Consider the following 23033-nt stretch of genomic DNA (forward strand, 5'->3'; position numbering starts at 1 on the left):
GAACAAAAATCAGTAATCCAGCGTTATTGAATGCTGATTCGTAACGCTGCCGCCGTCGCAAAAGGACTTAATGTCGCGGTGCCTGCCAGCAACGCGCCTAAAATTGCCAGATACCCATCAACGGGCAAATGCATAGAAGCCGCGTCCATCGCGGCGGTGGCAAAGATGAGTAATGGGATAGTCAGCGGTAATACGAGAATGCTGAGCAGCACACCACCGCGCTTAAGTCCCACTGTCAGCGCCACGCCCGGTGCTCCGAGAAAGCCAAGCGTAGGGGTTCCCAGCAGTAGCGTCAGCGCCATCACTTGCCAGCCATAAACATCCATTCCCAGTAGCATTGCTACCAGGGGCGAAAGGATAAGTAACGGCAGACCGGTTACCATCCAGTGCGCCATCACCTTCGCCAGCACAACGGCGGGCAAGGGTAACGGCAACAACATCAATTGTTCAAGACTGCCGTCCTGCAAATCGTCACGGAACAGACGCTCCAGTGCCAGCAAGGATGAAAGCAGTGCGGCAACCCAGATAACGCCCGGTGCAATACGCGCCAGCAGTTGCGGCTCCGGACCGATACTGAGCGGAAAAAGGGTAATGACAATCAGGAAGAACCACAGCGGGTTGGCGATTTCGGCGCTGTGGCGAAACGCTACGCGCAGCTCAAGACGGAAAATGCGCCAGAACATCATGCGGCCCTCGTTTGCGTCAGTGAAATGCGGCGAATTTTACTTTCAGCAACGTTGAGCGGCTGGTGGGTAGTCAGAATCACAATCCCCCCCTGCTCCGTATGCTGCGCCATACGCTGGGTCAGACGATCGACGCCGTTAACGTCAATCGCGGTAAAAGGCTCGTCGAGGATCCATAACGTGGCACGGGTCAGCCACAGACGCGCTAAAGCGACGCGGCGTTGTTGCCCGGCAGAAAGTTGATTTACCGGAATATCTTCGAATCCGGCAAGCCCGGCCTGCGCCAGAGCTTCCAGACATTGTGCGGTATCGCCATCGCGATGATAAAAGTGCAGATTTTCTAACGCCGTCAGCCGGGTTTTGATCCCCGGCTGATGGCCTATCCATAACAGGTTTTGATGGTAGCTGTCGCGAACCTGATGCAAGGGCTGCCCTTGCCAGAGAACGTCACCCGCATCAGGGCGAGACAACCCCGTCAGCAAACGGAGAAGCGTTGTCTTCCCCGCGCCGTTGCTACCGGTGATTTGTACCCACTCTCCTGCGTTCAGCGTAAATGACAAGCCACTAAATAAGGTTCGTTCATCCCGCTCGCAAAGTAACTCTCTGGCTTCAAGCATACCCACGCAATAACCCTGTTAAAAACCTGGCTCGACTTCGCGCATATCGGGCAGCTTGTGCGCTATCCCTTTATGGCAATCAATACAGGTTTGCCCATCTTTCACCGCCTGGTCATGCATCTTCGCGGCAACCGATTTCTGGGCGGTTGTATCCATATACTCGAAGTTGTGACAGTTACGGCACTCCTGCGAGTTATTGTCCTTCATGCGCCGCCACTCATTCTGTGCCATCGTCAGGCGATGAGCTTCAAATTTCTGCGGCGTGTCAATAACGCCAAAAATTTTACCATACAGCTCTTTACTTGCTTTGAGCTTGCGTATCATCTTCGGCACAAACTCGTGCGGAACGTGACAATCCGGACAGGTCGCACGAACGCCGCTACGGTTGTTGTAGTGCACGGAATCCATGTATTCCTGATACACCGTGTTACGCATTTCGTGGCAGCTAATGCAGAACTCTTCGGTATTGGCTTTTTCCATCCCGGTGTTAAAGCCGCCCCAGAAGACGATGCCGCCAACAAAGCCGATCAACAGCAGCGTCCCCAGCGCCAGACGGCTGGGGGTACGCCACCATTTCCACAGGCGCTTAATCAGACCAGGCTTACGGTCAGAATTTCCCATAATAACCTCTTATTTCCCGTAACCTTTTGACGGGGTAAAGGTATTCCCCACGATTGGCGCGGTATCAGCCTGCGGTACGTGACATTGCAGACAGAAATAACGACGCGGAGCCACTTCCGCGCCCACTTTGCCGTCGCTGTCCATAAAGTGAGTAGGACTGATGCGCGGTGCGCCAGTGGTGCGATAGCTTTCGACACCGTGGCACTGCAAGCAGCGGTTGGTATTGGTCGTTACCTGATAACCTTCAACGCTATGCGGGATCATTGGCGGCTGATTCACATAGTTCAGCGGCATCCGTTCCTGCTCTTTTGGCATCCGAATGGCCCCTTCCTGCGTCCCGGATACTTCCGGCGACTGGCTAAAATCGACGCCATTAGCCGCCCAAACCGCGCCGCTCACCACCAGGGCCAGCATCGCCGTCCATTGACACAGCGCTTTCTTCAGGTCATGGCTTTTCATGATTTCGCTCCCGAACTCCATCGTGTAGTTATTGTAAATACATCCTCAGAACAGACATCCACGCAGCGACCGCACGTCATGCAATCGCGGCTGGTGACCTGCACCGGGCTTTGTTCATCCAGCACCGGGGCACGTAGCACATGCGGTTCCGGGCAAACATGAAAACAATCCATACAGCGGTTACATTTCTGCCGATCGGTGGCCGCAACGGTAATGACACCTTTGCTACCCAGCACGCCATACAGCGCGCCAACCGGACAAATGTGCCCGCACCAGCCGTGTTCAACGACCAGTAGATCAAATAAAAACAGCGCGAGAATAAGCAGCGCGCCGCTGCCGAATCCCATTACCAGACTGCGCCCCATCAGGGAAACGGGGTTGATCCATTCCCAGATGAGCGTGCCGGTTAAGGCCGATCCCAGCAGAATGACCACCAACAGCACGTAGCGAATGTGGCGAGGGATCGTCGCAGACTGATTGAGGTCAAATCGTCTGCGTAACCAGTTCGCTAAGTCGGTAATCGGATTCAGCGGGCAGACCCAGCTGCAAAATAATCGCTTTCCTGCCAGCGCGTAGAGCACGGTGATAATCACCGCACCGGTCAACGCCACCGTGGCAGGCAGATGACCGCTGGCAAGACTTTGCAGCGTCATCAGCGGATCGGTCAGTGGAACGGTGTCGAATAACAGGCTACTGCTGTAGTTGCCGTGCAAGATCCACACACCAAACCACGGGCCGCTCAAAAACATCCCCAGCACGAAGAACTGACAAAGGCGACGCAATACCAGCCAACGGTGACTGCACCACCAGCCTTTTTTCTCCAGCGCCTCGCGCCCGGCGTCACGTTTACGATTTGCCATTGTTCCCCTCCAGCCAGCCGAAGCGGTAATGGTGACCTAACTCCCCTTTCGCCAGTGACAGCGGTAACACCTTGATTGCCGGTTGTTCCAGCACGCACACTTTTTCGCACTTACCGCAGCCGGTACAGGCGTCGCTGTGAACCGTCGGCAGAAAGCGGGCGTGCTTACCGGTACGCGTGTTGCGCTCCAGCTCCAGGGTGATGGCCTCATCAATTTTCGGGCATTCGCGATAACAAACATCGCAGCGCAGCCCCTGAAAGTTGAGACAGTTTTCCTGGTCCACCAGCACCGCCAGCCCCATCCGCGCGTCGTCGATCGATTCAATCTCACGATCCAGCGCACCGCTCGGGCACACTTTGGCGCACGGAATGTCCTCACACATTTCGCAAGGAATATCCCGTGCGACAAAATATGGCGTGCCCGCCGACAGGCCAGAGGCCAGCGTCGCCAGTTTTAAGGTGTCGTAAGGGCAAGCCTGAACACACTGACCGCAACGCACACAGGCACTGGCAAAGGCGTTCTCGTTTATGGCTCCGGGCGGGCGCAACCGCACGCCAGATGCGCGTGCGGTTTGCTGTTGTAACCCCAGCGCCACACCCACGGCAGCCAGCCCGCCAGCTGTGCGAACGACATCGCGCAGAAAGCGGCGGCGACCATTTTGAGGTTTCGCTGACCGGGACATAATGGCTTACACCTTCTCCAGTTTGACCGCGCACTTCTTGAAGTCCGTCTCTTTCGAGAGCGGATCGGTCGCATCCAGCGTCAGTTTGTTAACCAGCTGTGCGGCGTCGAAGAACGGCATGTACACCAGGCCCTGCGGCGGACGGTTACGACCGCGCGTTTCAACAATCGAGATGACTTCGCCACGGCGAGAAACCACTTTCACTTTGTCGCCACGGCGCAGATCGCGCGCTTTCGCATCCAGCGGGTGAATAAACAGGACCGCTTCCGGGAAGGCGCGGTGCAGTTCCGGTACACGGCGAGTCATACTGCCGGTATGCCAGTGCTCCAGAACGCGTCCGGTAGAGAGCCACAGGTCGTACTCTTCATCCGGTGCCTCCGCCGCCGGTTCGAACGGCAGCGCGAAGATCACCGCTTTGCCATCCGGTTTACCGTAGAACTTGTAGCCTTCGCCCGCTTTCACGTACGGGTCGTTACCTTCGCTGTAACGCCACTGCGTTTCTTTACCGTTCACTACCGGCCAGCGCAGACCGCGCGCTTTGTGGTAGTCATCGAACGGTGCCAGATCGTGACCGTGACCGCGACCAAACCATGCGTACTCTTCGAACAGCCCTTTTTGCAGATAGAAGCCCAGCTCGCGGGATTCATCGTTCAGCTGATCTTCCGCCAGTTCGGATAGCGGGAATTTGCTCACTTCCGGGGTGGCATACAGAACCTCGTACAGCGTTTTGCCACGCAGTTCCGGTTTCTTCGCCAGCAGCTCTTCCGGCCATACTTCTTCTGTTTTGAAGCGGCGGGAGAACTGGACTAACTGCCAGAGATCCGATTTCGCTTCGCCCGGTGCCTGTACCTGCTGACGCCAGAACTGAGTACGGCGTTCGGCATTACCGTAAGCGCCCTCTTTCTCTACCCACATTGCGGTCGGCAGGATCAAGTCGGCGGCCAGCGCACTGACTGTCGGATACGGATCGGAGACGATGATGAAGTTGCGCGGATCGCGCCAGCCCGGCATACGCTCTTCATTAATGTTCGGCCCGGCCTGCATGTTGTTGGTACACATGGTCCAGTAAACATTCAGCTTGCCGTCTTTCAGCGCACGGTCTTGTGCCACCGCGTGCAGACCGATTTTCGCCGGAATGGTGCCGCTCGGGATATTCCACTTCTTCTCGCAGATATCACGGTGTTTCTCGTTAGTCACCACCATGTCCGCAGGCAGACGGTGAGCAAAGGTGCCCACTTCACGCGCAGTACCACACGCGGAAGGCTGCCCGGTCAGGGAGAACGGACCGCAACCCGGCTGGGAAATTTTGCCGGTCAGCAGGTGCAGGTTGTAGACCAGGTTGTTGGCCCACACGCCACGAGTATGCTGGTTGAAGCCCATCGTCCAGTAGGAGATGACTTTCTTGTTCGGATCGGCATACAGCTGCGCCAGTTGTTCCAGCTGATCTTTTGGTACGCCAGTCATTTCGGCGGTTTTTTCCAGCGTATACTCGGCAACGAAGGCTTTGTAATCTTCAAAGCTCATCGGTTCGGAGGCGTCAGAACCCGGATTCTTCGCTGCTTTTTCCAGCGGATGGGTCGGACGTAAACCGTAGCCGATGTCCGTCGCCCCTTTGCGCAGGTTAACGTGCTTGCTGAAGAAGTCCTGATTTATCGCATTGTTTTGAATGATATAGTTGGCGATGTAGTTCAGGATCACCAGGTCAGATTGCGGCGTAAAGATGATGCCGTTATCCGCCAGCTCGAAGCTACGATGCTGGTAGGTAGAAAGCACCGCCACGGTGACGTTCTGGTTAGAGAGACGACGGTTAGTGATGCGTGACCAGAGGATCGGGTGCATCTCCGCCATGTTAGCGCCCCACAGCACAAACGCGTCAGCCTGCTCGATGTCGTCATAGCAGCCCATCGGCTCATCCATACCAAAGGTACGCATAAAGCCAACTACTGCCGACGCCATACAGTGACGCGCGTTCGGGTCGATGTTGTTCGAACGGAAGCCCGCTTTAAACAGCTTGGACGCGGCATAACCTTCCCAGATAGTCCACTGACCAGAACCGAACATACCGATCGACTCCGGCCCTTTTTCTTTCAGGGCGGTTTTGAATTTCTCTTCCATCACATCGAAGGCCTGATCCCAGGTGATTGGGGTAAATTCGCCTTCTTTGTCATATTTACCGTTTTTCATACGCAGAAGCGGCTGCGTCAAACGGTCTTTACCGTACATGATTTTGGGCAGGAAATAGCCCTTAATGCAGTTCAGACCACGGTTAACCGGTGCGTCCGGGTCGCCCTGACAGGCCACCACACGCCCCTGCTGCGTTCCGACCAGAACGCCGCAACCAGTACCGCAGAAACGGCACGGCGCTTTATCCCATTTAATGGCTTCCTGCTGACCAACAACGGCGCGGGCAACGCCCGGCACGCTGAGACCGGCAGCCGCCGCAGCGGCCGCAACGGCGTTAGCTTTCATAAAGCTACGACGACTGAGTTTCATGGTGTTTCCTCACCTTGCTCTTCCTGCTGGTGATAAACCAGCGACACCGCCAGCACGCCCTCTACGTTGCGTACTGACTCAATGGTTTGGATCAGCGTTTCGCTGTCTTCTGCTTCCACCACCACAATCAACTGACCGCTCGGCGCGTCGCTGACAGCAACTTCACAGCCGGGAAAGGCGTTCAGTTGGGTGCTGATGTCTGAAATTCGTTCGCTTTTGGCCTGCACGACCAGGCTGCAAACTTGCCAGTTAGTGTGCATGGAGATACTCCGCAGTTATGGCTGATACCGGACAGCTGGCTGCACATGCTCCACATCCGTTGCAAAGTTGGCTATTAAGTTGCGGCTGGTAGATCCCGGAGAGCGTCGGGCGAAAGATAATTGCCATTGGCTCACAGCTATCCTGACAGCGGCGGCATTCAACTGACTGATACGCCAGGCACGCGTCCCCAATGGTGAACTGCAAATCCCAGGCCCTGGTGTGGCGCGGAGAAAATAGCGATTCGGGGCAAGCCTGCGCGCAGGCGTAACAGAAGCTGCACTCGTTATTTTTGAAGTTAACGCTCGGATAGCCGCCCGCGCCGCGTTGCAGAATGTTGTTTTCACAAGCATTAATACAGGCGTCGCAGCGGGTGCAATGGGTCAGAAAATGAGATTCATCACCGGACCAGGGCGGACGGATACCGTTACTGGCTTTGCGCCAGCGACCAGTGAGTATGCCCCGACGGGATGCATCAATCTTCACATTGACCTTCCATCATTAACGCGCTCTGAAAATTGAGAGCGACCAAATAAACCGCATAATTAATAAGCCATTTTTATAGCCGCTAAGATATTAAAGGATGTGTCAAAGATGCATACCCCGATCGGGGTAAAACCTGTAGCAGGATCAAAAGAGTGGCGGGAAGCGTGGCAAAAACGGGCTTTTGCTCACATTTCAAATGGTTATAAACATATTTATATAGCGATTAATTCACCAGAAATATTTCTGTTGGTTTGCTCTCTCATCAGAATTTAACACTAAAAGAGCAGGTAAAATTATCTGAATGTTCTTTAAGTTATTCATAAAGCAAATTAATAAATCTGATGAATATGTTAACCTTCAGCGACATCATCGGTGAAAACCTATAAATGAAGAAGGAAAGCAAAAATGAAGACCATTCTACCTGCAGTATTGTTTGCCGCTTTCGCCACCACCTCCGCCTGGGCGGCAGAGAGCGTCCAGCCACTGGAAAAAATCGCGCCTTATCCGCAAGCTGAAAAAGGCATGAAGCGTCAGGTGATTCAGTTAACCCCGCAAGAAGATGAATCTACCCTGAAAGTAGAACTGTTAATCGGTCAGACGCTGGAAGTCGATTGCAATTTGCATCGTCTCGGCGGGAAGCTGGAAAGCAAAACGCTGGAAGGCTGGGGCTATGATTATTATGTCTTTGATAAAGTCAGTTCCCCGGTTTCGACGATGATGGCCTGCCCGGATGGCAAGAAAGAGAAGAAATTTGTCACCGCGTATCTGGGCGATGCCGGAATGCTGCGTTATAACAGCAAGCTGCCGATCGTGGTGTATACGCCAGACAATGTGGATGTGAAGTACCGCATCTGGAAGGCGGAAGAGAAAATTGACAACGCGGTAGTCCGCTAAACTGCCGTGAAGTGCTCCACCCCGTAGGTCGGATAAGGCGGTCACGCCGCATCCGACATCTAACGCCCAAGCCGGTTGCCTGATGCGACGCTGGCGCGTCTTATCAGCATACGCCACATCCGGCATACCATGCCGGATGTGGCACATCATTACAACGCAATATCCGCCACTTCTTTTTGAACGGGTTGCGGTTTCAACTGCGGTTTCGGCGTACTATCTGCTGCTTGCGGTTTGTCGTATTTCAGCCCCAGCACTTCGCTGGTGTACTGCAACTCGCGCTCCGTTGCCGCTACATCACCGTTCAGCTTGCGTCCATAAGACGGAACGATCGCCTTCAACGTTGCCTGCCATTGCGGGCTGGAAACGCGATCGCCAAATACTTTTTCCAGCAGATTCAACATAATCGGCGCGGCGGTTGACGCACCTGGCGATGCCCCCAGCAGCGCGGCAATAGTCCCTTGCTGGTCGCTGACCACTTCGGTACCCAGACGCAGTACGCCACCTTTCTCGGCATCACGCTTGATAATCTGTACGCGCTGTCCCGCTTGCCACAAACGCCAGTCCTCTTTTTTCGCCTGCGGATAGTACTCTTTCAACGCTTCAAAACGATCCTCTTCACTCAACATCACCTGACTCACCAGATATTTCACCAGATCGAAATTATCCAGCCCGACGTGCATCATCGGCATCACGTTAGAGGTGGTGGTGGAACTCATCAGATCCCACAATGAACCGTTTTTGAGGAATTTGGTTGAGAAGGTGGCAAATGGCCCAAACAGCACGACGCGTTTACCGTCCAGAACACGGGTATCGATATGCGGAACCGACATCGGTGGTGCGCCAACGGATGCTTTACCGTAAACCTTCGCCAGATGGTGATTAACCACGTCCGGGTTTTCCGAAACAAGGAACTGTCCGCCCACCGGGAAACCGGCGTAGTCTTTCGCTTCCGGAATACCCGATTCCTGTAACAACTTCAGCGCCGCACCGCCCGCGCCGATAAAGACAAATTTGGCGCGGATGTTCTGTGCAGTGCCGTTTTTCAGATCGGCAACAGTGACGGTCCAGGTGTTATCGTCATTACGCTTTAGGGCGCGGACTTCGCTGCTGAGTTGCAGCGAAAAATTAGATTTCTTCTGCAAGGAAGCAATTAACTGGCGGGTGATCTCGCCATAGTTCACATCAGTACCAATTTCCGTACGCGTGGCTGCAACTTTCTGTTGCGGATCGCGCCCTTCCATCACTAACGGTGCCCACTCTTTGATCTGCGCGTGATCTTCAGAGTAACGCATACCGCGAAACAGCGAGCTTTGTTGCAACGCGGCGTAACGGGCGCGCAGGAAATTGACGTTATCCTCGCCCCAGACAAAGCTCATATGTGGAACGGTATTAATAAATGAACGTGGGGTTCGCAGCACACCACGTTCGACCTGGTGTGCCCAAAACTGGCGGGAAATCTGGAATGCTTCGTTAATGGCGACTGCTTTTTCAATACTGATGCTGCCATCGGCGTTTTGCGGAGTGTAATTGAGTTCCATCAGTGCAGAATGCCCGGTTCCGGCGTTGTTCCAGCCGTTCGAACTCTCCTGCGCGACACCCTCCAGGCGCTCCACCATGGTCATCGACCATTCAGGCTCCAGCTCGCGTAAATAGGTCCCCAACGTGGCGCTCATAATGCCGCCGCCAATCAACAGTACATCAGTTTCCTGCTCCTCGGACGCTTTCGCTTTTGCCGCCATCGAAACGGCATTAAGCCCCACGGCCATCGAGAAGAGCATGGCAGTCACTTTTTTCATCTTGTTAATGCCTTACTTTTAGTCGCTTTATTGCAGTTGAGATTTGCGCGGCATCAACGGTAACACTTAAGTAACAACATTTAAATAATGTTTATAAATTATATTCTAATTTTAGAAACATTATAATTTCGTTGATTAATTATAGGGTTATTAGAAATGAAGGGATTTTTAGCATATTGACCTGGCGGCAGCAGTCCGCCAGGTCAGCGTCGTAATATTATGCCGTCCGGGCAACGGCATCACGCGAAGCAGCATCGCGCTCTTCGCCTGTCAGCTCGCTAAGTTCCCCGTTGCGCATTTCCAGCAGGCGGTCGGCGTGGATAAAGTAATGATCATCATGACTGATGGCGAAAATAGTTTTACCCATCTCCTGCATCAGCGGCAGCAACACCTGATAAAACTCACGACGGAAGTGTGGATCCTGATCCGCCGCCCATTCATCCAGCAGGATAATATCGCGTTCTTCTGCCAGCGCCAGCAACAGCGCCACGCGTTTTTTCTGCCCTTTTGATAACTTCAGGTTAACAATACGCCCGTTGCTTAACTCAAGCTTATGAGCCATTTTCAGCTGCGCCAGCCACTTCTCAACCAGTTGCGGGTTAGCGGGTTGCCCCTCCGGCCCCAGCAGTTGATCAAACAGCCAGACATCGGTAAACACTGCCGAAAACAGTTTGCGATAATCTTCCGGTTGTTCGCCGCTGACAGGGTTGCCATCCAGCAAGATTTCGCCGCTTTGTGGCTGATACAAGCCCGTCAGCAACATCGCCAGCGTCGATTTTCCACTACCGTTGCCACCAATCAGAAACAGCAGCTCGCCACGTTTGATGGTGAGATTAATCGGCCCAACGGAAAACTCGTTATCCTGATAAGCAAACGTCACGTTACGAAGCTCCAGCGTTTGCCAGTTGGGAAACGCCTGTGGGCGCGGAAACTCTGCTTTGAAAGGCGCGAGTGCGAATTTGTTCAGCTTGTTAAACGCCACCTGCGCCGTCAGCAGCGTCGGTAATGCGCCAACCGCCGAAAGCAGCGGCGTACGCAGGAATAACAGCGTCAACGAATAGGTCGCGGCAACGTTGGTATCAGCCCAACCGAGACTGTTCGCCATCCAGAACACCAGACCGATTGCGCCCAGCATCATGATGTTTGACCAGTTCACGGCACTAAGATGGAAGGTATCTGCGCGGATAATATGATGGCGATACTCTTGCGCATCAGGAATGTAGAGGTTGTTAAACACATACTCGGCGCGTTCCCGGTTCAGAGTCAGCTCTTTGCGCCCTTCGAGTACGGTTTGAAAATCCGTGTACAGCTTGTCTTCGGTTTCACGCAGGGTCGCCATATGTTTGTACACCCGCGCCACCAGCACAAAACCGCCCCAGATGGTGATCGCCATCCAGATAGCCGTTACCAGCAACATTTTGCCCGACAGCATCCACAGATACGCCGCGGAACCGATAGTGAGAATGATCCCCTGCACCAGCTCCGGCAGACGCACAAAAGCAATGGTGATATTGCGCACATCGCTGGTTAACCCCGCCAGCAACGAGGCGCTACCGAGTTGTTCAATGCGCTCGACGTGGGTATCCAGAATCCGCTTGATAAATTCACTACGCAGTCGGTAAACGAAGTGATGCCCCAAAGTGGTGAGCGCCAGTTGCGATCCGAGAGTGACTGCCATCAACAGCAGCAATAATCCCAGAAACTCCGGCAACACCAGCAGACTGGTATCCGCCGTTTCGATAAGGCGCTGATTGATAAAAGCAATTAAGCCAATGCCTAATGCCGCACTGGCGAGGCTTAGCGCCATCACACTGATAAATGGCCAGCGATACTGCCGCCAGACAAGTACAAGAAGTTCCATGCAGAAAACCCGGACAATGAATTACAGCCCGCAGTTTAAACATCTTCGCGCACACAGCAATAATAATTCTTATTTTTATTCTTTTTTACCTGCCTGACGGAATGTCAGGTTGTAGCGGCAGTCGGCGGTGAGTGGATGAAACCCCGCTTTCAACGGTTGAATCCCATGATAAAACAGCCGCGATTCACCGCCCCATACCACCACATCGCCATGTTCCAACAACAATCTTTTTAGCGGATCATTTCGTTTCAGGCCGCCAAATTGAAAAATCGCGGGTAAGCCCAGAGAAACAGAAACAATTGGCGCGCGCAGATCCGGTTCGTCTTTATCCTGATGCAGCGACAGTTTCGCGCCAGGAGCGTAGCGGTTGATAAGACAAGCATCTGGCTGGAAATCTGGATAGCCCGCCGCCGTAGCCGCACGTTGACATAAATCATGAAAGCTTTGTGGCATGGCGGGCCACGGTTTATTTGTTTGCGGATCAATGGGCGAATAGAGATAACCTTGCCGATGGGTCGTCCAGCCCAGATGCCCACAGTTGGTCATCGCCACCGACATGGTATATCCGCCTGGAGTGACCATCTGGCGAAACGGCGACTGGCTGGCAACGTCATTAATATCGCGGATCAGTTGCTCCGCAGCGTTAAAAGCAAAACGGTGCAAAATCACCGCTCCAGCCGCCAGTAGTTCTTGCCACGGTTCAGCATCGGCAAACAGATCCAACATTACCTCTCCTCATTCTCAGCTTCGCGGCGCAGCAGTTGTGCTTTACGCAACACGCCCCAGCGGTAACCGGAAAGTGAGCCATCACCACGGACCACCCGATGACAAGGTATAACGATAGCGAGCTTGTTGGCGGCACAGGCGCTGGCAACGGCCCGTACCGCTTTCGGTTTGCCGATGGCGTTCGCCAGTTGCTGATAACTGACGGTTTCACCACAAGGTATCGTGCGCAGTGCCTGCCAGACTTGTTGCTGAAAAGCAGTACCGCGAATGTCCAGCGGTAACGTCAGCGGCATATCGCGTTGATTGAGGCTGGCGATCACTTCACGCACATGTTGCTGAAACGTCAGATCGGCAGGCGCGTTGTCGGCAGCGGGAAACATCTGCTGCAACTCGCTGATTAGTGTCGCATCATCATCGCCCAACAATATCGCGCAAATCCCCCGCTCGCTTTCTGCCACCAGGCAACGGCCCAGCTCACAATCAGCCAGCGCGTAACGCACCGCCAGATTTTCGCCACCATGACGGAATTGTTTAGCCGTCATGCCCAGCGTTTCATCGGCTTTGCGGTAGTAACTGCTGCTGTCGGGGAATCCGGCGTTAAGAATAGACGTCGTCACGCTCTCCCCTTTCGCCAGCGATTCGCGCAAACGGCGAGCGCGCCAGGCCTGTTGCCAGGCTTTAGGCGTCATTCCGGTAGTCGCTTTAAACAACCGATGCAAATGAAATGGACTCATCGCCACCTGGTCGGCTAAGGCTTCCAGCGTTACAGGCGTTTCCTGTTCCAGCAGTCGACACGCGTGGGTGATTTTATCCAACCGATGTTGCTGGGCATTGGCTTTATCGGGTTGGCAGCGTTTGCAGGGGCGAAATCCGGCGGTGAGTGCCTCGCTGGCATTTGCGTAGAAGGAGACATTTTCCCGCAAGGCATGTCTGGCGCGGCAAGACGGACGGCAAAAGATGCCTGTGGTGCGCACGGCGAAAACGAATTCGCCGTCGGCATTCGGGTCACGGGCTAAGACAGATTGCCAGCGTTGATCGTCAGTTAAGCATGTGGCGTTTTTCATAATCAGCTCCCTGGTTAAGGATAGCCTTTAGTCTGCCCGGTCACCATCACGCAAAAACCAACAATCTTGCGCTTTAATTTTTTTCGCTGATAAGGAAGCTTTTAAACTGCGGCGACATCCAGGTTTTAAAATTATCGCCCTCTTTGGTGATCATATAAACCGCCAGCCCTTCCCGGCGAACAACCTCTTTGGCTTTCTCCGGCCCCAGTACCATCAAGCCAGTATCCCAGGCATCGGCTTCCAGCGCCGTCGGGGCAATCACCGTCACGGATACCAGATTGTGTTCGATGGGACGCCCGGTTTGCGGATCGATAACATGAGAAAGACGTTTACCGTCCAGTTCGTAATAGTTACGGTAGCTGCCAGAGGTGCTAATCCCATGACCGTTGATATCCACCACGGCCTGAACCGCGTTTTCTTTATCGGTTGGTTTTTGAATCGCTACCCGCCACGGCTGGCCTGCACCGTTCATACCACGGCTGTTCAGCGCGCCGCCCACCGACACCAGATAGCGGGAAATCCCTTCCTGCTCCATCAAGCGTGCCAGGTGATCCGCCGCATAACCTTCACCGACGGTAGAGAGATCGACATATAAATCCGGAAGATCTTTTTGCAGGTACTGCTGATGATACTGATTGATGACAGTCAGGTGCTGTAAGCCGGTTTTGGCTTTCATTGCATCAATTTGTTCCTGGCTCGGAATTTGTACTGGTTGTTGTTCCGGGCCAAAGCCCCACAGATTCACCAGCGGCCCAACAGTAATATCCATCGCGCCATCGGTCTTTGCGCCAATACGTAGCGAGGTGGTGACGATATCGGCCATCGCTTCACTTACCGGCCACGGTGTCAGACTTTGCGAGTCGTTAAAGCGCATCAGCGCAGAGTCTTTTTTATAGGTCGAAAGCAGCTGATCGTCAGCGTCCAGCTGGGTCTGAATCTTCTCTTTAAGTTCAGCACTGCGTTTGGCGTCAATGCCAGGGATGCTGGCACGCCAGAAGGTTCCCATGGTTTTGCCTTCAAGAACGGTAACTTCGGTAGCGTGGGTTTTGGCGGGTTGTGGTTTTTGATCGCAACCAACAAAGAAGAGCGCGGCAGCCAGCAGTGCCACGCGGGTAAAGCTTATTTCCATACGTGATTATCCTCATGCGAACGGTCGCAAGAGTACACCAAAAAAACGCGTTTGTACGCTGAAAACAATGAAAAAAGGGCCCGCAGGCCCTTTGTTCGATATAAATCGAAATTAGAACTGGTAAACCAGACCCAGAGCTACGATGTCATCAGTGTTGATGCCAGCGTCACGGGTGAAGCGGTTGTCGTCCAGCAGGTTGATTTTGTAGTCAACGTAGGTGGACATGTTTTTGTTGAAGTAGTAGGTCGCACCAACATCAACATATTTCAGGATATCTTCGTCGTCGTAGTTACGACCATTGATGACACCCAGGTTTTTACCTTTAGACTGCAGGTAGGCTACAGACGGACGCAGACCGAAGTCGAACTGGTACTGAGCAACAGCTTCGAAGTTCTGTGCTTTGTTTGCCCAACCCAAGGAACCTACGCGAGTTGCGTTGTAGGTCTGGGTGTACTGAGCAGCCAGGTAGATGTTGTTAGCGTCGTATTTCAGACCACCAGTGTAGGTTTCAGCACGGTCGCCGTTACCGATGTAAGCAGCGGTGTTCTGAGCATCAGTACGTTTGGAGCTGGAAACTGCAGCACCGATACCGAAGCCTTCGTAATCATAAGTGATAGAACCGCCAACGCCGTCGCCGTTCTGACGCAGAGCATCACGACCGTTGTTGGTCATGCCCTCGCCGCTTACGCTACCGTTTTTGCCCTGGTACTGAACAGCAAAGTTCAGGCCGTCAACCAGACCGAAGAAGTCAGTGTTACGGTAGGTCGCGAAGCCGTTACCACGCTGCTGCATGAAGTTGTCAGAACCGTAAGTGTCGCCACCGAATTCTGGCAGTACGTCGGTCCAGGAAGTTACGTCGTAAACAACGCCGTAGTTACGACCGTAGTCGAAAGAACCAACATCCTGGAATTTCAGACCTGCGAATGCCACACGGGTCCAGGAGTTTTCTTTGTTGTCTTCAGAGGTATTGCCCTGGATCTGATATTCCCACTGGCCGTAACCGGTCAGCTGGTCAGTAACCTGAGTTTCGCCTTTGAAACCAAGACGTACATAGGTCTGGTCGCCGTCTTCTGACTTGTTGTCAGAGAAATAGTGCAGGCCGTCTACTTTACCGTACAGATCTAATTTGTTGCCGTCTTTGTTGTAAACTTCAGCAGCGTTTGCTGCGCCTGCTACCAGCAGAGCTGGGACCAGGAGGGACAGTACTTTAACTTTCATGTTATTAACCCTCTGTTATATGCCTTTATTTGCTTTTTTATGCCACTGCATACTGATTAACCCTCATTAATCAGTCGGCAAGTCCATTCTCCCCAAAAATGCAGAATAATCCAACACGAATATGATACTAAAACTTTTAAGATGTTTCATTTATCGCTATAGATGTTTCAAAATGTAAATAGAAGGGAACTTTTTAAGATTATTGCGGAATGGCGAAATAAGCACCTAACATCAAGCAATAATAATTCAAGGTTAAAATCAATAACTTATTCTTAAGTATTTGACAGCACTGAATGTCAAAACAAAACCTTCACTCGCAACTAGAATAACTCCCGCTATCATCATTAACTTTATTTATTACCGTCATTCATTTCTGAATGTCTGTTTACCCCTATTTCAACCGGATGCCTCGCATCCGGTTTTTTTTACCCTTCTTTACACACTTTTCATTATTCTGTGCTACCACAGAAAAACTATAACGCTTGTTAACTATTTCACAAATAATTAACATCGGCATAATTTCCAGCAATCTTCGTTTATTTGCAATTAATTTCGTTGGGCTTTTTGTAGGTTATTTGTACAGCAAAATGGCGCTTGTACATCTATTTCACCCAATGCAGGATGATAAATATCACGGGAGAATAGAGAATCATCAATCAGGTAAGAGTCTGGAATTTCACACTGTACCCTTTATACTGCCCTATCACTTCGCGAAGTTTTAACAGGTCATAAACACGAATGCGTCAGAAAGAGACAACGGCCACGACCCGCTTTTCACTCCTACCGGGGAGCATTACCCGCTTCTTTTTACTGTTGATCATTGTGTTACTGGTGACGATGGGGGTAATGGTACAAAGCGCCGTTAACGCCTGGCTGAAAGATAAAAGTTACCAGATTGTCGACATTACCCACGCAATCCAAAAGCGCGTCGATACCTGGCGTTACGTGACCTGGCAGATCTACGACAACATTGCCGCGACGACCTCCCCCTCCTCCGGAGAAGGTTTACAAGAGACGCGCCTGAAACAGGATGTCTACTATCTGGAAAAACCACGCCGCAAAACGGAAGCGTTAATCTTTGGCTCTCACGACAACTCAACGCTTGAGATGACTCAACGGATGTCCACCTATCTGGACACATTGTGGGGCGCAGAAAATGTACCGTGGTCGATGTATTACCTGAATGGTCAGGATAACAGTCTGGTGCTGATCTCAACCCTGCCCCTCAAAGATCTCACCTCCGGATTTAAAGAATCGACCGTCAGCGACATTGTTGATTCACGTCGTGCAGAGATGTTGCAACAGGCCAACGCCCTCGATGAACGCGAAAGTTTTTCTAACATGCGCCGCCTGGCCTGGCAGAACGGTCATTACTTTACCTTGCGTACCACGTTCAACCAGCCAGGACATCTGGCAACGGTCGTGGCTTTTGATCTGCCGATTAATGATTTGATCCCGCCGGGTATGCCGCTGGACAGTTTCCGCCTTGAGCCAGACGCGACGGCAACGGGAAACAATGAGAATGAGAAAGAAGGGACGGATAGCGTCAGTATCCACTTTAACAGTACGAAGATTGAAATCTCCTCGGCACTCAACTCTACCGATATGCGACTGGTCTGGCAGGTTCCTTATGGCACCTTATTGCTGGATACGTTGCAAAACATTCTGCTGCCACTGCTGCTGAACATCGGTTTGCTGGCGCTGGCGTTATTTGGCTATACCACATTTCGCCATTTCTCCAGTCGCAGTACAGAAAGTCTACCCAACACGGCGGTCAATAACGAATTGCGCATTTTACGGGCAATCAATGAAGAGATAGTCTCACTGCTGCCGCTCGGCCTGCTGGTTCACGATCAGGAATCGAACCGCACTGTCATAAGTAACAAAATTGCCGATCATTTGCTGCCGCATTTGAATCTGCAAAACATCACCACCATGGCGGAACAGCATCAGGGGATTATTCAGGCGACGATTAATAACGAGCTGTATGAGATCCGCATGTTCCGCAGCCAGGTCGCGCCGCGCACACAAATTTTCATTATTCGCGATCAGGATCGCGAAGTGCTGGTAAACAAGAAACTCAAGCAGGCGCAGCGTCTGTATGAGAAAAACCAGCAGGGGCGGATGACCTTTATGAAAAACATTGGCGATGCGCTGAAAGAACCCGCACAGTCCCTGGCGGAAAGCGCGGCTAAACTCAACGCCCCGGAAAGCAAACAACTGGCGAATCAGGCTGATGTGCTGGTGCGGCTGGTCGATGAAATACAGTTAGCGAACATGCTTGCGGACGATAGCTGGAAAAGTGAGACGGTGCTGTTCTACGTGCAGGATTTGATTGATGAAGTTGTGCCTTCAGTGTTGCCTGCCATCAAGCGTAAAGGTCTGCAACTGCTGATTAACAATCATCTGAAAGCACACGATATGCGCCGCGGCGATCGCGATGCCTTACGACGTATTTTGCTGTTACTGATACAATATGCCGTGACCTCAACGCAATTGGGAAAAATCACCCTTGAGGTTGATCAGGATGAGTCCTCCGAAGACCGCCTGACGTTCCGCATTCTGGACACTGGAGAAGGCGTAAGCATTCATGAAATGGATAATTTGCACTTCCCGTTTATCAACCAGACCCAAAACGATCGCTATGGCAAGGCGGACCCGCTGGCATTCTGGCTGAGCGATCAACTGGCGCGTAAACTGGGCGGTCATTTAAACATCAAAACGCGGGATGGGCTTGGTACACGCTACTCTGTGCATATCAAAATGCTCGCAGCTGACCCGGAAGTTGAAGAGGAAGAAGAGCGATTACTGGATGATGTCTGCGTAATGGTGGATGTTACTTCGGCAGAAATTCGGAATATTGTCACTCGCCAGTTAGAAAATTGGGGTGCAACCTGTATCACACCCGATGAAAGATTAATTAGTCAAGATTATGATATCTTTTTAACGGATAATCCGTCTAATCTTACTGCCTCTGGCTTGCTTTTAAGCGATGATGAGTCTGGCGTACGGGAAATTGGGCCTGGTCAATTGTGCGTCAACTTCAATATGAGCAACGCTATGCAGGAAGCGGTCTTACAATTAATTGAAGTGCAACTGGCGCAGGAAGAGGTGACAGAATCGCCTCTGGGCGGAGATGAAAATGCGCAACTCCATGCCAGCGGCTATTATGCGCTCTTTGTAGACACAGTACCGGATGATGTTAAGAGGCTGTATACTGAAGCAGCAACCAGTGACTTTGCTGCGTTAGCCCAAACGGCTCATCGTCTTAAAGGCGTATTTGCCATGCTAAATCTGGTACCCGGCAAGCAGTTATGTGAAACGCTGGAACATCTGATTCGTGAGAAGGATGTTCCAGGAATAGAAAAATACATCAGCGACATTGACAGTTATGTCAAGAGCTTGCTGTAGCAAGGTAGCCTATTACATGAACAATATGAACGTAATTATTGCCGATGACCATCCGATAGTCTTGTTCGGTATTCGCAAATCACTTGAGCAAATTGAGTGGGTGAATGTTGTCGGCGAATTTGAAGACTCTACAGCACTGATCAACAACCTGCCGAAACTGGATGCGCATGTGTTGATTACCGATCTCTCCATGCCTGGCGATAAGTACGGCGATGGCATTACCTTAATCAAGTACATCAAGCGCCATTTCCCAAGCCTGTCGATCATTGTTCTGACTATGAACAACAACCCGGCGATTCTTAGTGCGGTATTGGATCTGGATATCGAAGGGATCGTGCTGAAACAAGGTGCACCGACCGATCTGCCGAAAGCTCTCGCCGCGCTGCAGAAAGGGAAGAAATTTACCCCGGAAAGCGTTTCTCGCCTGTTGGAAAAAATCAGTGCTGGTGGTTACGGTGACAAGCGTCTCTCGCCAAAAGAGAGTGAAGTTCTGCGCCTGTTTGCTGAAGGCTTCCTGGTGACCGAGATCGCTAAAAAGCTGAACCGCAGTATCAAAACCATCAGTAGCCAGAAGAAATCTGCGATGATGAAGCTGGGTGTCGAGAACGATATTGCTCTGCTGAATTATCTCTCTTCTGTGACCTTAAGTCCGGCAGATAAAGACTAATCATCTGTAGGCCAGATAAGACGCGTCAGCGTCGCATCTGGCATTTGCACTGAATGCCAGATGCGGCGTAAACGCCTTATCCGTCCTACGAATCCCGCGATTTCCTGACCCTCTCGGCATATACCGTTAGCGTCTGTTTTATCACATCCAGCGTTACCGGCTTCGACAGGCAGCTGTCCATACCAGACTCCAGACACCGCTGCTTCTCTTCAGCCAACGCATTAGCAGTTACTCCGATTACCGGCAACGTCAGTCCCAACTGACGAATGCGTTGCGTCAAGCGGTAACCATCCATATTTGGCATGTTGACGTCGCTAAGCACGATATCAATATGATTCTTGCTAAGTACATTAAGCGCATCGACGCCATCATTCGCGGTTTTACATTGATAGCCCAACGATCCCAACTGATCTGCCAGAAGACGCCGGTTAATCGGATGATCATCCACAACCAGAATCATCATATCGTCGTTATCGCTGACCGCTTTGTCCGTCGACGGCAGAGCGTTAGCAGGATCATCGCTCTCCATCTCGATCAAATAAATACGCGCCAACAATGCCGGTAGCTCATGCGGGGCAGCCACACTGTGTACCCACTCCCCTGGCGCTTTCTCCAGCGGAATACCAATATGGCGACGACAGAAGGTCACTACCGCTCTACCCTGCCATTTTTTGCTCACTACCTCGTCAGTGATTAACACATCTTCGGGAGTCGGTTCCTGCCCTTCGTATGTTGTAACGACGATGCCGCTGCGCTGCAAACTGGTTTCCAGGAACTGACAGAGCGACGCATTGCGGACCGCCAGCCAGCAGCGTTTACCACTCAACCCTTCCACGCCTTTTTTCTGCGGGTACTGAGCGCCGTACAACGGAATACGCACGGTAAACTGGCTGCCCATTCCCGGTTCTGAATCTACCGAGATATCGCCGTCCATCATGCTGATCAGTTTTTCACAAATCGCCAGACCCAGACCGGTCCCCTGGAAGTTTCGCTGTACGCCCGTTCCGACCTGGAAGAAGGGATCAAACAAGCGCACGACTTCTTTCGCCGGAATCCCCACGCCGGTATCGCGAACACGGATAGAGAGATAATCGCCATCAGCGCGAACATGCAAAACTATACAGCCGGTATCGGTGAATTTTATGGCGTTACTCAACAGGTTGGAGATGACCTGCTGTAAACGCATCGGGTCGCCATTTAAGGCCACTGGCACATCCGGTTCAATAAAGCAGTACAAGCCTAACTGCTTGCGTACCACCAGCGGTAAATAGTTGGCGGTGATGTGGTTCATCACTTCACGCGGTGAAAACTCACGCGGTTCGATCTTCAACTGTTCTGATTCAATTTTCGAGAAATCGAGAATATCGCTGATAATTTTCAATAACAGGCTGGAAGAGTTGTTCATTGCCGTCACCAGACGATCGACGCCTTTCGGTAACTCTTTGGTTTGCAACAGATCCAGGTTACCGATAATGCCATACAGCGGCGTTCGCAGCTCATGACTGACGGTGGCAAGGAACATCGATTTTGACTGGCTCGCCTGTTCCGCTGCTTGTGCCATCTCCTGCAACGACTCTTCCATCTTCACGCGCGAAGAAACATCCACCAGCACACAAATGGCCACGTTTTCATTACGATAGCGCGAATGGACGAAGCTGATTTGCAGATTGGTATTGTTGCTGGTCAGGACATCAACAAAATTGACCTGCTGCCCACAGATAATTTGTGTCAGCCGTTGGCGATCCTCATGCGTAAGCATATTGAGATAGGTATGCGCCAGTTCGTTACTTAAAATATTGACGCCATCAGCGGTACGCAAAATGCAGATACCCACTGGCGCGGAGGCGACAATCTTGCGATTAAACTGCTCATGTTCTTCCAGTCGCAGGGCGTCGCTTTCCGCCGGAATGAAAATACGTCGCTCGTACATCCGCGCGAGAGTAAACAATGCAGCTCCGGCAAGCACATTCAGCAAAATTGCGTTAAGGATCAACATGCGAATGCGTTCCAGCACCTTATCAACCGGCACCGAATAAACGATGCTTAGCGATGAGGGTGGCAGATTTTTCTTCAGCACCAGCTCCCGGAACCCTTCCGTATAGCCAAACCAGGAGCGTTCCTGCATCCAGCGAGGATCGCCCTTAATTTTACTTTCTGGTCCGGTAAGCGAAATGAGGGTATGACCATTTTCATCAAGAATGGTAACCCCCATCGGCAACGTACCTGGTAAGAAAAAGTTCTCCATCCGGATGGTCTGCTCGACACCCAAAAGCGCCTGCAACCGGTTCGCCAGATAAACTGGCGTCAACGCGTAAAAATACCCGACGCCAGGGCGCGGACCTTCGCTGATCCAGTAGAGGTTACTGCCGCTATCATCTTGTGGTGCATTTCGATATTTATTGATGCGTTCATGCAAAGCTTTCAACGCGGTATCGCGTTCCACTGGCATATCACGCAGACCGAAATTGGCCATGCAAAGGTTATCGCTGCCGATTAAAAATACCCGGTTGAGATCGTAAGCCGCAGAGAAATTATCGCGCCAGTAGCGCATAAACCACGCCAATGACTCCAGAGAGCCTCGCCAGGTGTTACTCATTGCGGAACAATCGGAGTCGGCAAACAGCGGTTCAAACGCAGGCACATCCGCCTGCGTTTCTCGTCCACGCGGGGAAAGCACACCGTTTTCTGCCGATAAGCGATTTTCAGCGATGTACTTCAGCTCTTTCATCACATCAGAGGTACGTTGAATAAAGCGCTGAGCCTGATCGGAACTCAGATTAAATTCCTGACGAATTTCCGATTCTCGCTGATGTAACGCATTCACGATGTAAAAAACGGATGAAAAAGCAATCAACAGCCAGAGCACTAACGCCAATGCTCTGAACATGTAGCGCGAGGCTTTCAGGGTTGTACGAAAAGAAGCAAGGTATTTCAAAGGGGCGAAGCTCCGCCTCAGGTGACCGATGGAGTGTGGTTAAGGTAGCGGTAAAAGCGTGTTACCGCAATGTTCTGTCACCATTGCAATAATGCGTATCGCTTAGAAACCATTGCCTTAATCAGGAAAGCCGGAGTAAATGGACAGTTTTCCGTACGAACAACAAGAAATGA

Annotated in this window: 20 protein-coding genes; 4 read left to right on the forward strand and 16 right to left on the reverse strand. The window is 52.0% G+C overall.

The window, feature by feature from the left end:
- Window positions 1–23: 23 nt before the first annotated feature.
- From ccmB to napF, 9 genes are read right to left on the reverse strand one after another with little or no spacing between them, the layout of a single operon-like run.
- Window positions 24–686 carry a heme exporter protein CcmB gene (gene ccmB, locus ACJHX3_RS13010; protein ID WP_000971741.1) on the reverse strand — a complete coding sequence of 221 codons (663 nt, stop codon included), beginning with the start codon at window positions 684–686 and terminating at the stop codon, window positions 24–26.
- Window positions 683–1306 (reverse strand): cytochrome c biogenesis heme-transporting ATPase CcmA, encoded by a 624-nt coding sequence (ccmA, locus tag ACJHX3_RS13015; RefSeq protein ID WP_000525568.1) that lies wholly within the window; start codon window positions 1304–1306, stop codon window positions 683–685. The genes ccmB and ccmA overlap by 4 nt, the downstream gene beginning before the upstream one ends.
- Window positions 1307–1318: 12 nt before the next feature.
- Window positions 1319–1921, reverse strand: coding sequence for a cytochrome c-type protein NapC (gene napC, locus ACJHX3_RS13020; RefSeq protein ID WP_000528376.1), 603 nt, complete (start codon window positions 1919–1921; stop codon window positions 1319–1321).
- A gap of 9 nt (window positions 1922–1930) precedes the next feature.
- Window positions 1931–2380, reverse strand: coding sequence for a nitrate reductase cytochrome c-type subunit (gene napB, locus ACJHX3_RS13025; protein WP_000835177.1), 450 nt, complete (start codon window positions 2378–2380; stop codon window positions 1931–1933).
- Window positions 2377–3240, reverse strand: coding sequence for a quinol dehydrogenase ferredoxin subunit NapH (gene napH / locus ACJHX3_RS13030; RefSeq protein ID WP_024044130.1), 864 nt, complete (start codon window positions 3238–3240; stop codon window positions 2377–2379). The genes napB and napH overlap by 4 nt, the downstream gene beginning before the upstream one ends.
- Window positions 3227–3922, reverse strand: a complete 696-nt coding sequence (napG, locus tag ACJHX3_RS13035) for a ferredoxin-type protein NapG (RefSeq protein WP_000091291.1) — start codon at window positions 3920–3922, stop codon at window positions 3227–3229. Before napG ends, napH begins: the two co-directional genes overlap by 14 nt.
- 6 nt (window positions 3923–3928) lie before the next feature.
- A complete protein-coding gene (gene napA, locus ACJHX3_RS13040) occupies window positions 3929–6415 on the reverse strand; it encodes a periplasmic nitrate reductase subunit alpha (protein ID WP_000778064.1) in 2487 nt (828 codons plus the stop codon).
- Window positions 6412–6675, reverse strand: coding sequence for a chaperone NapD (gene napD / locus ACJHX3_RS13045; protein WP_000557378.1), 264 nt, complete (start codon window positions 6673–6675; stop codon window positions 6412–6414). The genes napA and napD overlap by 4 nt, the downstream gene beginning before the upstream one ends.
- On the reverse strand, window positions 6665–7159 hold the full coding sequence (gene napF, locus ACJHX3_RS13050; protein ID WP_000686723.1) for a ferredoxin-type protein NapF: 495 nt from the start codon (window positions 7157–7159) through the stop codon (window positions 6665–6667). The genes napD and napF overlap by 11 nt, the downstream gene beginning before the upstream one ends.
- 108 nt (window positions 7160–7267) lie before the next feature.
- On the opposite strand from napF, the gene yojO reads away from it, so the two are divergent.
- Window positions 7268–7432 (forward strand): protein YojO, encoded by a 165-nt coding sequence (gene yojO / locus ACJHX3_RS13055; protein WP_001296837.1) that lies wholly within the window; start codon window positions 7268–7270, stop codon window positions 7430–7432.
- 132 nt (window positions 7433–7564) lie between these two features.
- A complete protein-coding gene (eco, locus tag ACJHX3_RS13060; protein WP_000849212.1) occupies window positions 7565–8053 on the forward strand; it encodes a serine protease inhibitor ecotin in 489 nt (162 codons plus the stop codon).
- Between the two features lie 149 nt (window positions 8054–8202).
- Here the strand turns inward: eco and mqo are convergent, their stop codons facing one another.
- From mqo to ompC, 6 genes are all read right to left on the reverse strand, one after another.
- Window positions 8203–9849: a malate dehydrogenase (quinone) gene (mqo, locus tag ACJHX3_RS13065; protein ID WP_000758076.1), complete on the reverse strand. Its 1647-nt coding sequence runs from the start codon at window positions 9847–9849 to the stop codon at window positions 8203–8205.
- Window positions 9850–10066: 217 nt separating this feature from the next.
- The gene (yojI, locus tag ACJHX3_RS13070; RefSeq protein WP_094322023.1) at window positions 10067–11710 is read right to left on the reverse strand and encodes a microcin J25 efflux ABC transporter YojI; all 1644 of its coding nucleotides are present in this window, start codon (window positions 11708–11710) and stop codon (window positions 10067–10069) included.
- A gap of 75 nt (window positions 11711–11785) precedes the next feature.
- Window positions 11786–12436, reverse strand: coding sequence for a DNA oxidative demethylase AlkB (alkB, locus tag ACJHX3_RS13075; RefSeq protein WP_094322022.1), 651 nt, complete (start codon window positions 12434–12436; stop codon window positions 11786–11788).
- Window positions 12436–13500: a bifunctional DNA-binding transcriptional regulator/O6-methylguanine-DNA methyltransferase Ada gene (gene ada / locus ACJHX3_RS13080; protein WP_094308657.1), complete on the reverse strand. Its 1065-nt coding sequence runs from the start codon at window positions 13498–13500 to the stop codon at window positions 12436–12438. Before ada ends, alkB begins: the two co-directional genes overlap by 1 nt.
- Before the next feature lie 73 nt (window positions 13501–13573).
- Window positions 13574–14629, reverse strand: coding sequence for an FAD:protein FMN transferase ApbE (gene apbE / locus ACJHX3_RS13085; protein ID WP_042097460.1), 1056 nt, complete (start codon window positions 14627–14629; stop codon window positions 13574–13576).
- Window positions 14630–14740: 111 nt separating this feature from the next.
- Window positions 14741–15847, reverse strand: a complete 1107-nt coding sequence (ompC, locus tag ACJHX3_RS13090; protein WP_000865595.1) for a porin OmpC — start codon at window positions 15845–15847, stop codon at window positions 14741–14743.
- A gap of 738 nt (window positions 15848–16585) precedes the next feature.
- Between ompC and rcsD the strand changes: the two genes are divergently transcribed.
- Both rcsD and rcsB read left to right on the forward strand, forming a co-directional pair.
- Window positions 16586–19258 (forward strand): phosphotransferase RcsD, encoded by a 2673-nt coding sequence (rcsD, locus tag ACJHX3_RS13095; protein WP_087890681.1) that lies wholly within the window; start codon window positions 16586–16588, stop codon window positions 19256–19258.
- A gap of 16 nt (window positions 19259–19274) precedes the next feature.
- Entirely contained in the window at window positions 19275–19925 is a 651-nt protein-coding gene (rcsB, locus tag ACJHX3_RS13100) for a response regulator transcription factor RcsB (protein WP_001061917.1), read from the forward strand.
- 85 nt (window positions 19926–20010) lie between these two features.
- Here rcsB and rcsC read toward each other — a convergent pair whose 3' ends face one another.
- On the reverse strand, window positions 20011–22860 hold the full coding sequence (rcsC, locus tag ACJHX3_RS13105) for a two-component system sensor histidine kinase RcsC (RefSeq protein WP_000876013.1): 2850 nt from the start codon (window positions 22858–22860) through the stop codon (window positions 20011–20013).
- Between the last annotated feature and the right edge of the window lie 173 nt (window positions 22861–23033).

The organism is Escherichia sp. WS1265 (genome assembly GCF_046487585.1).
Taxonomy (GTDB): domain Bacteria; phylum Pseudomonadota; class Gammaproteobacteria; order Enterobacterales; family Enterobacteriaceae; genus Escherichia; species Escherichia coli.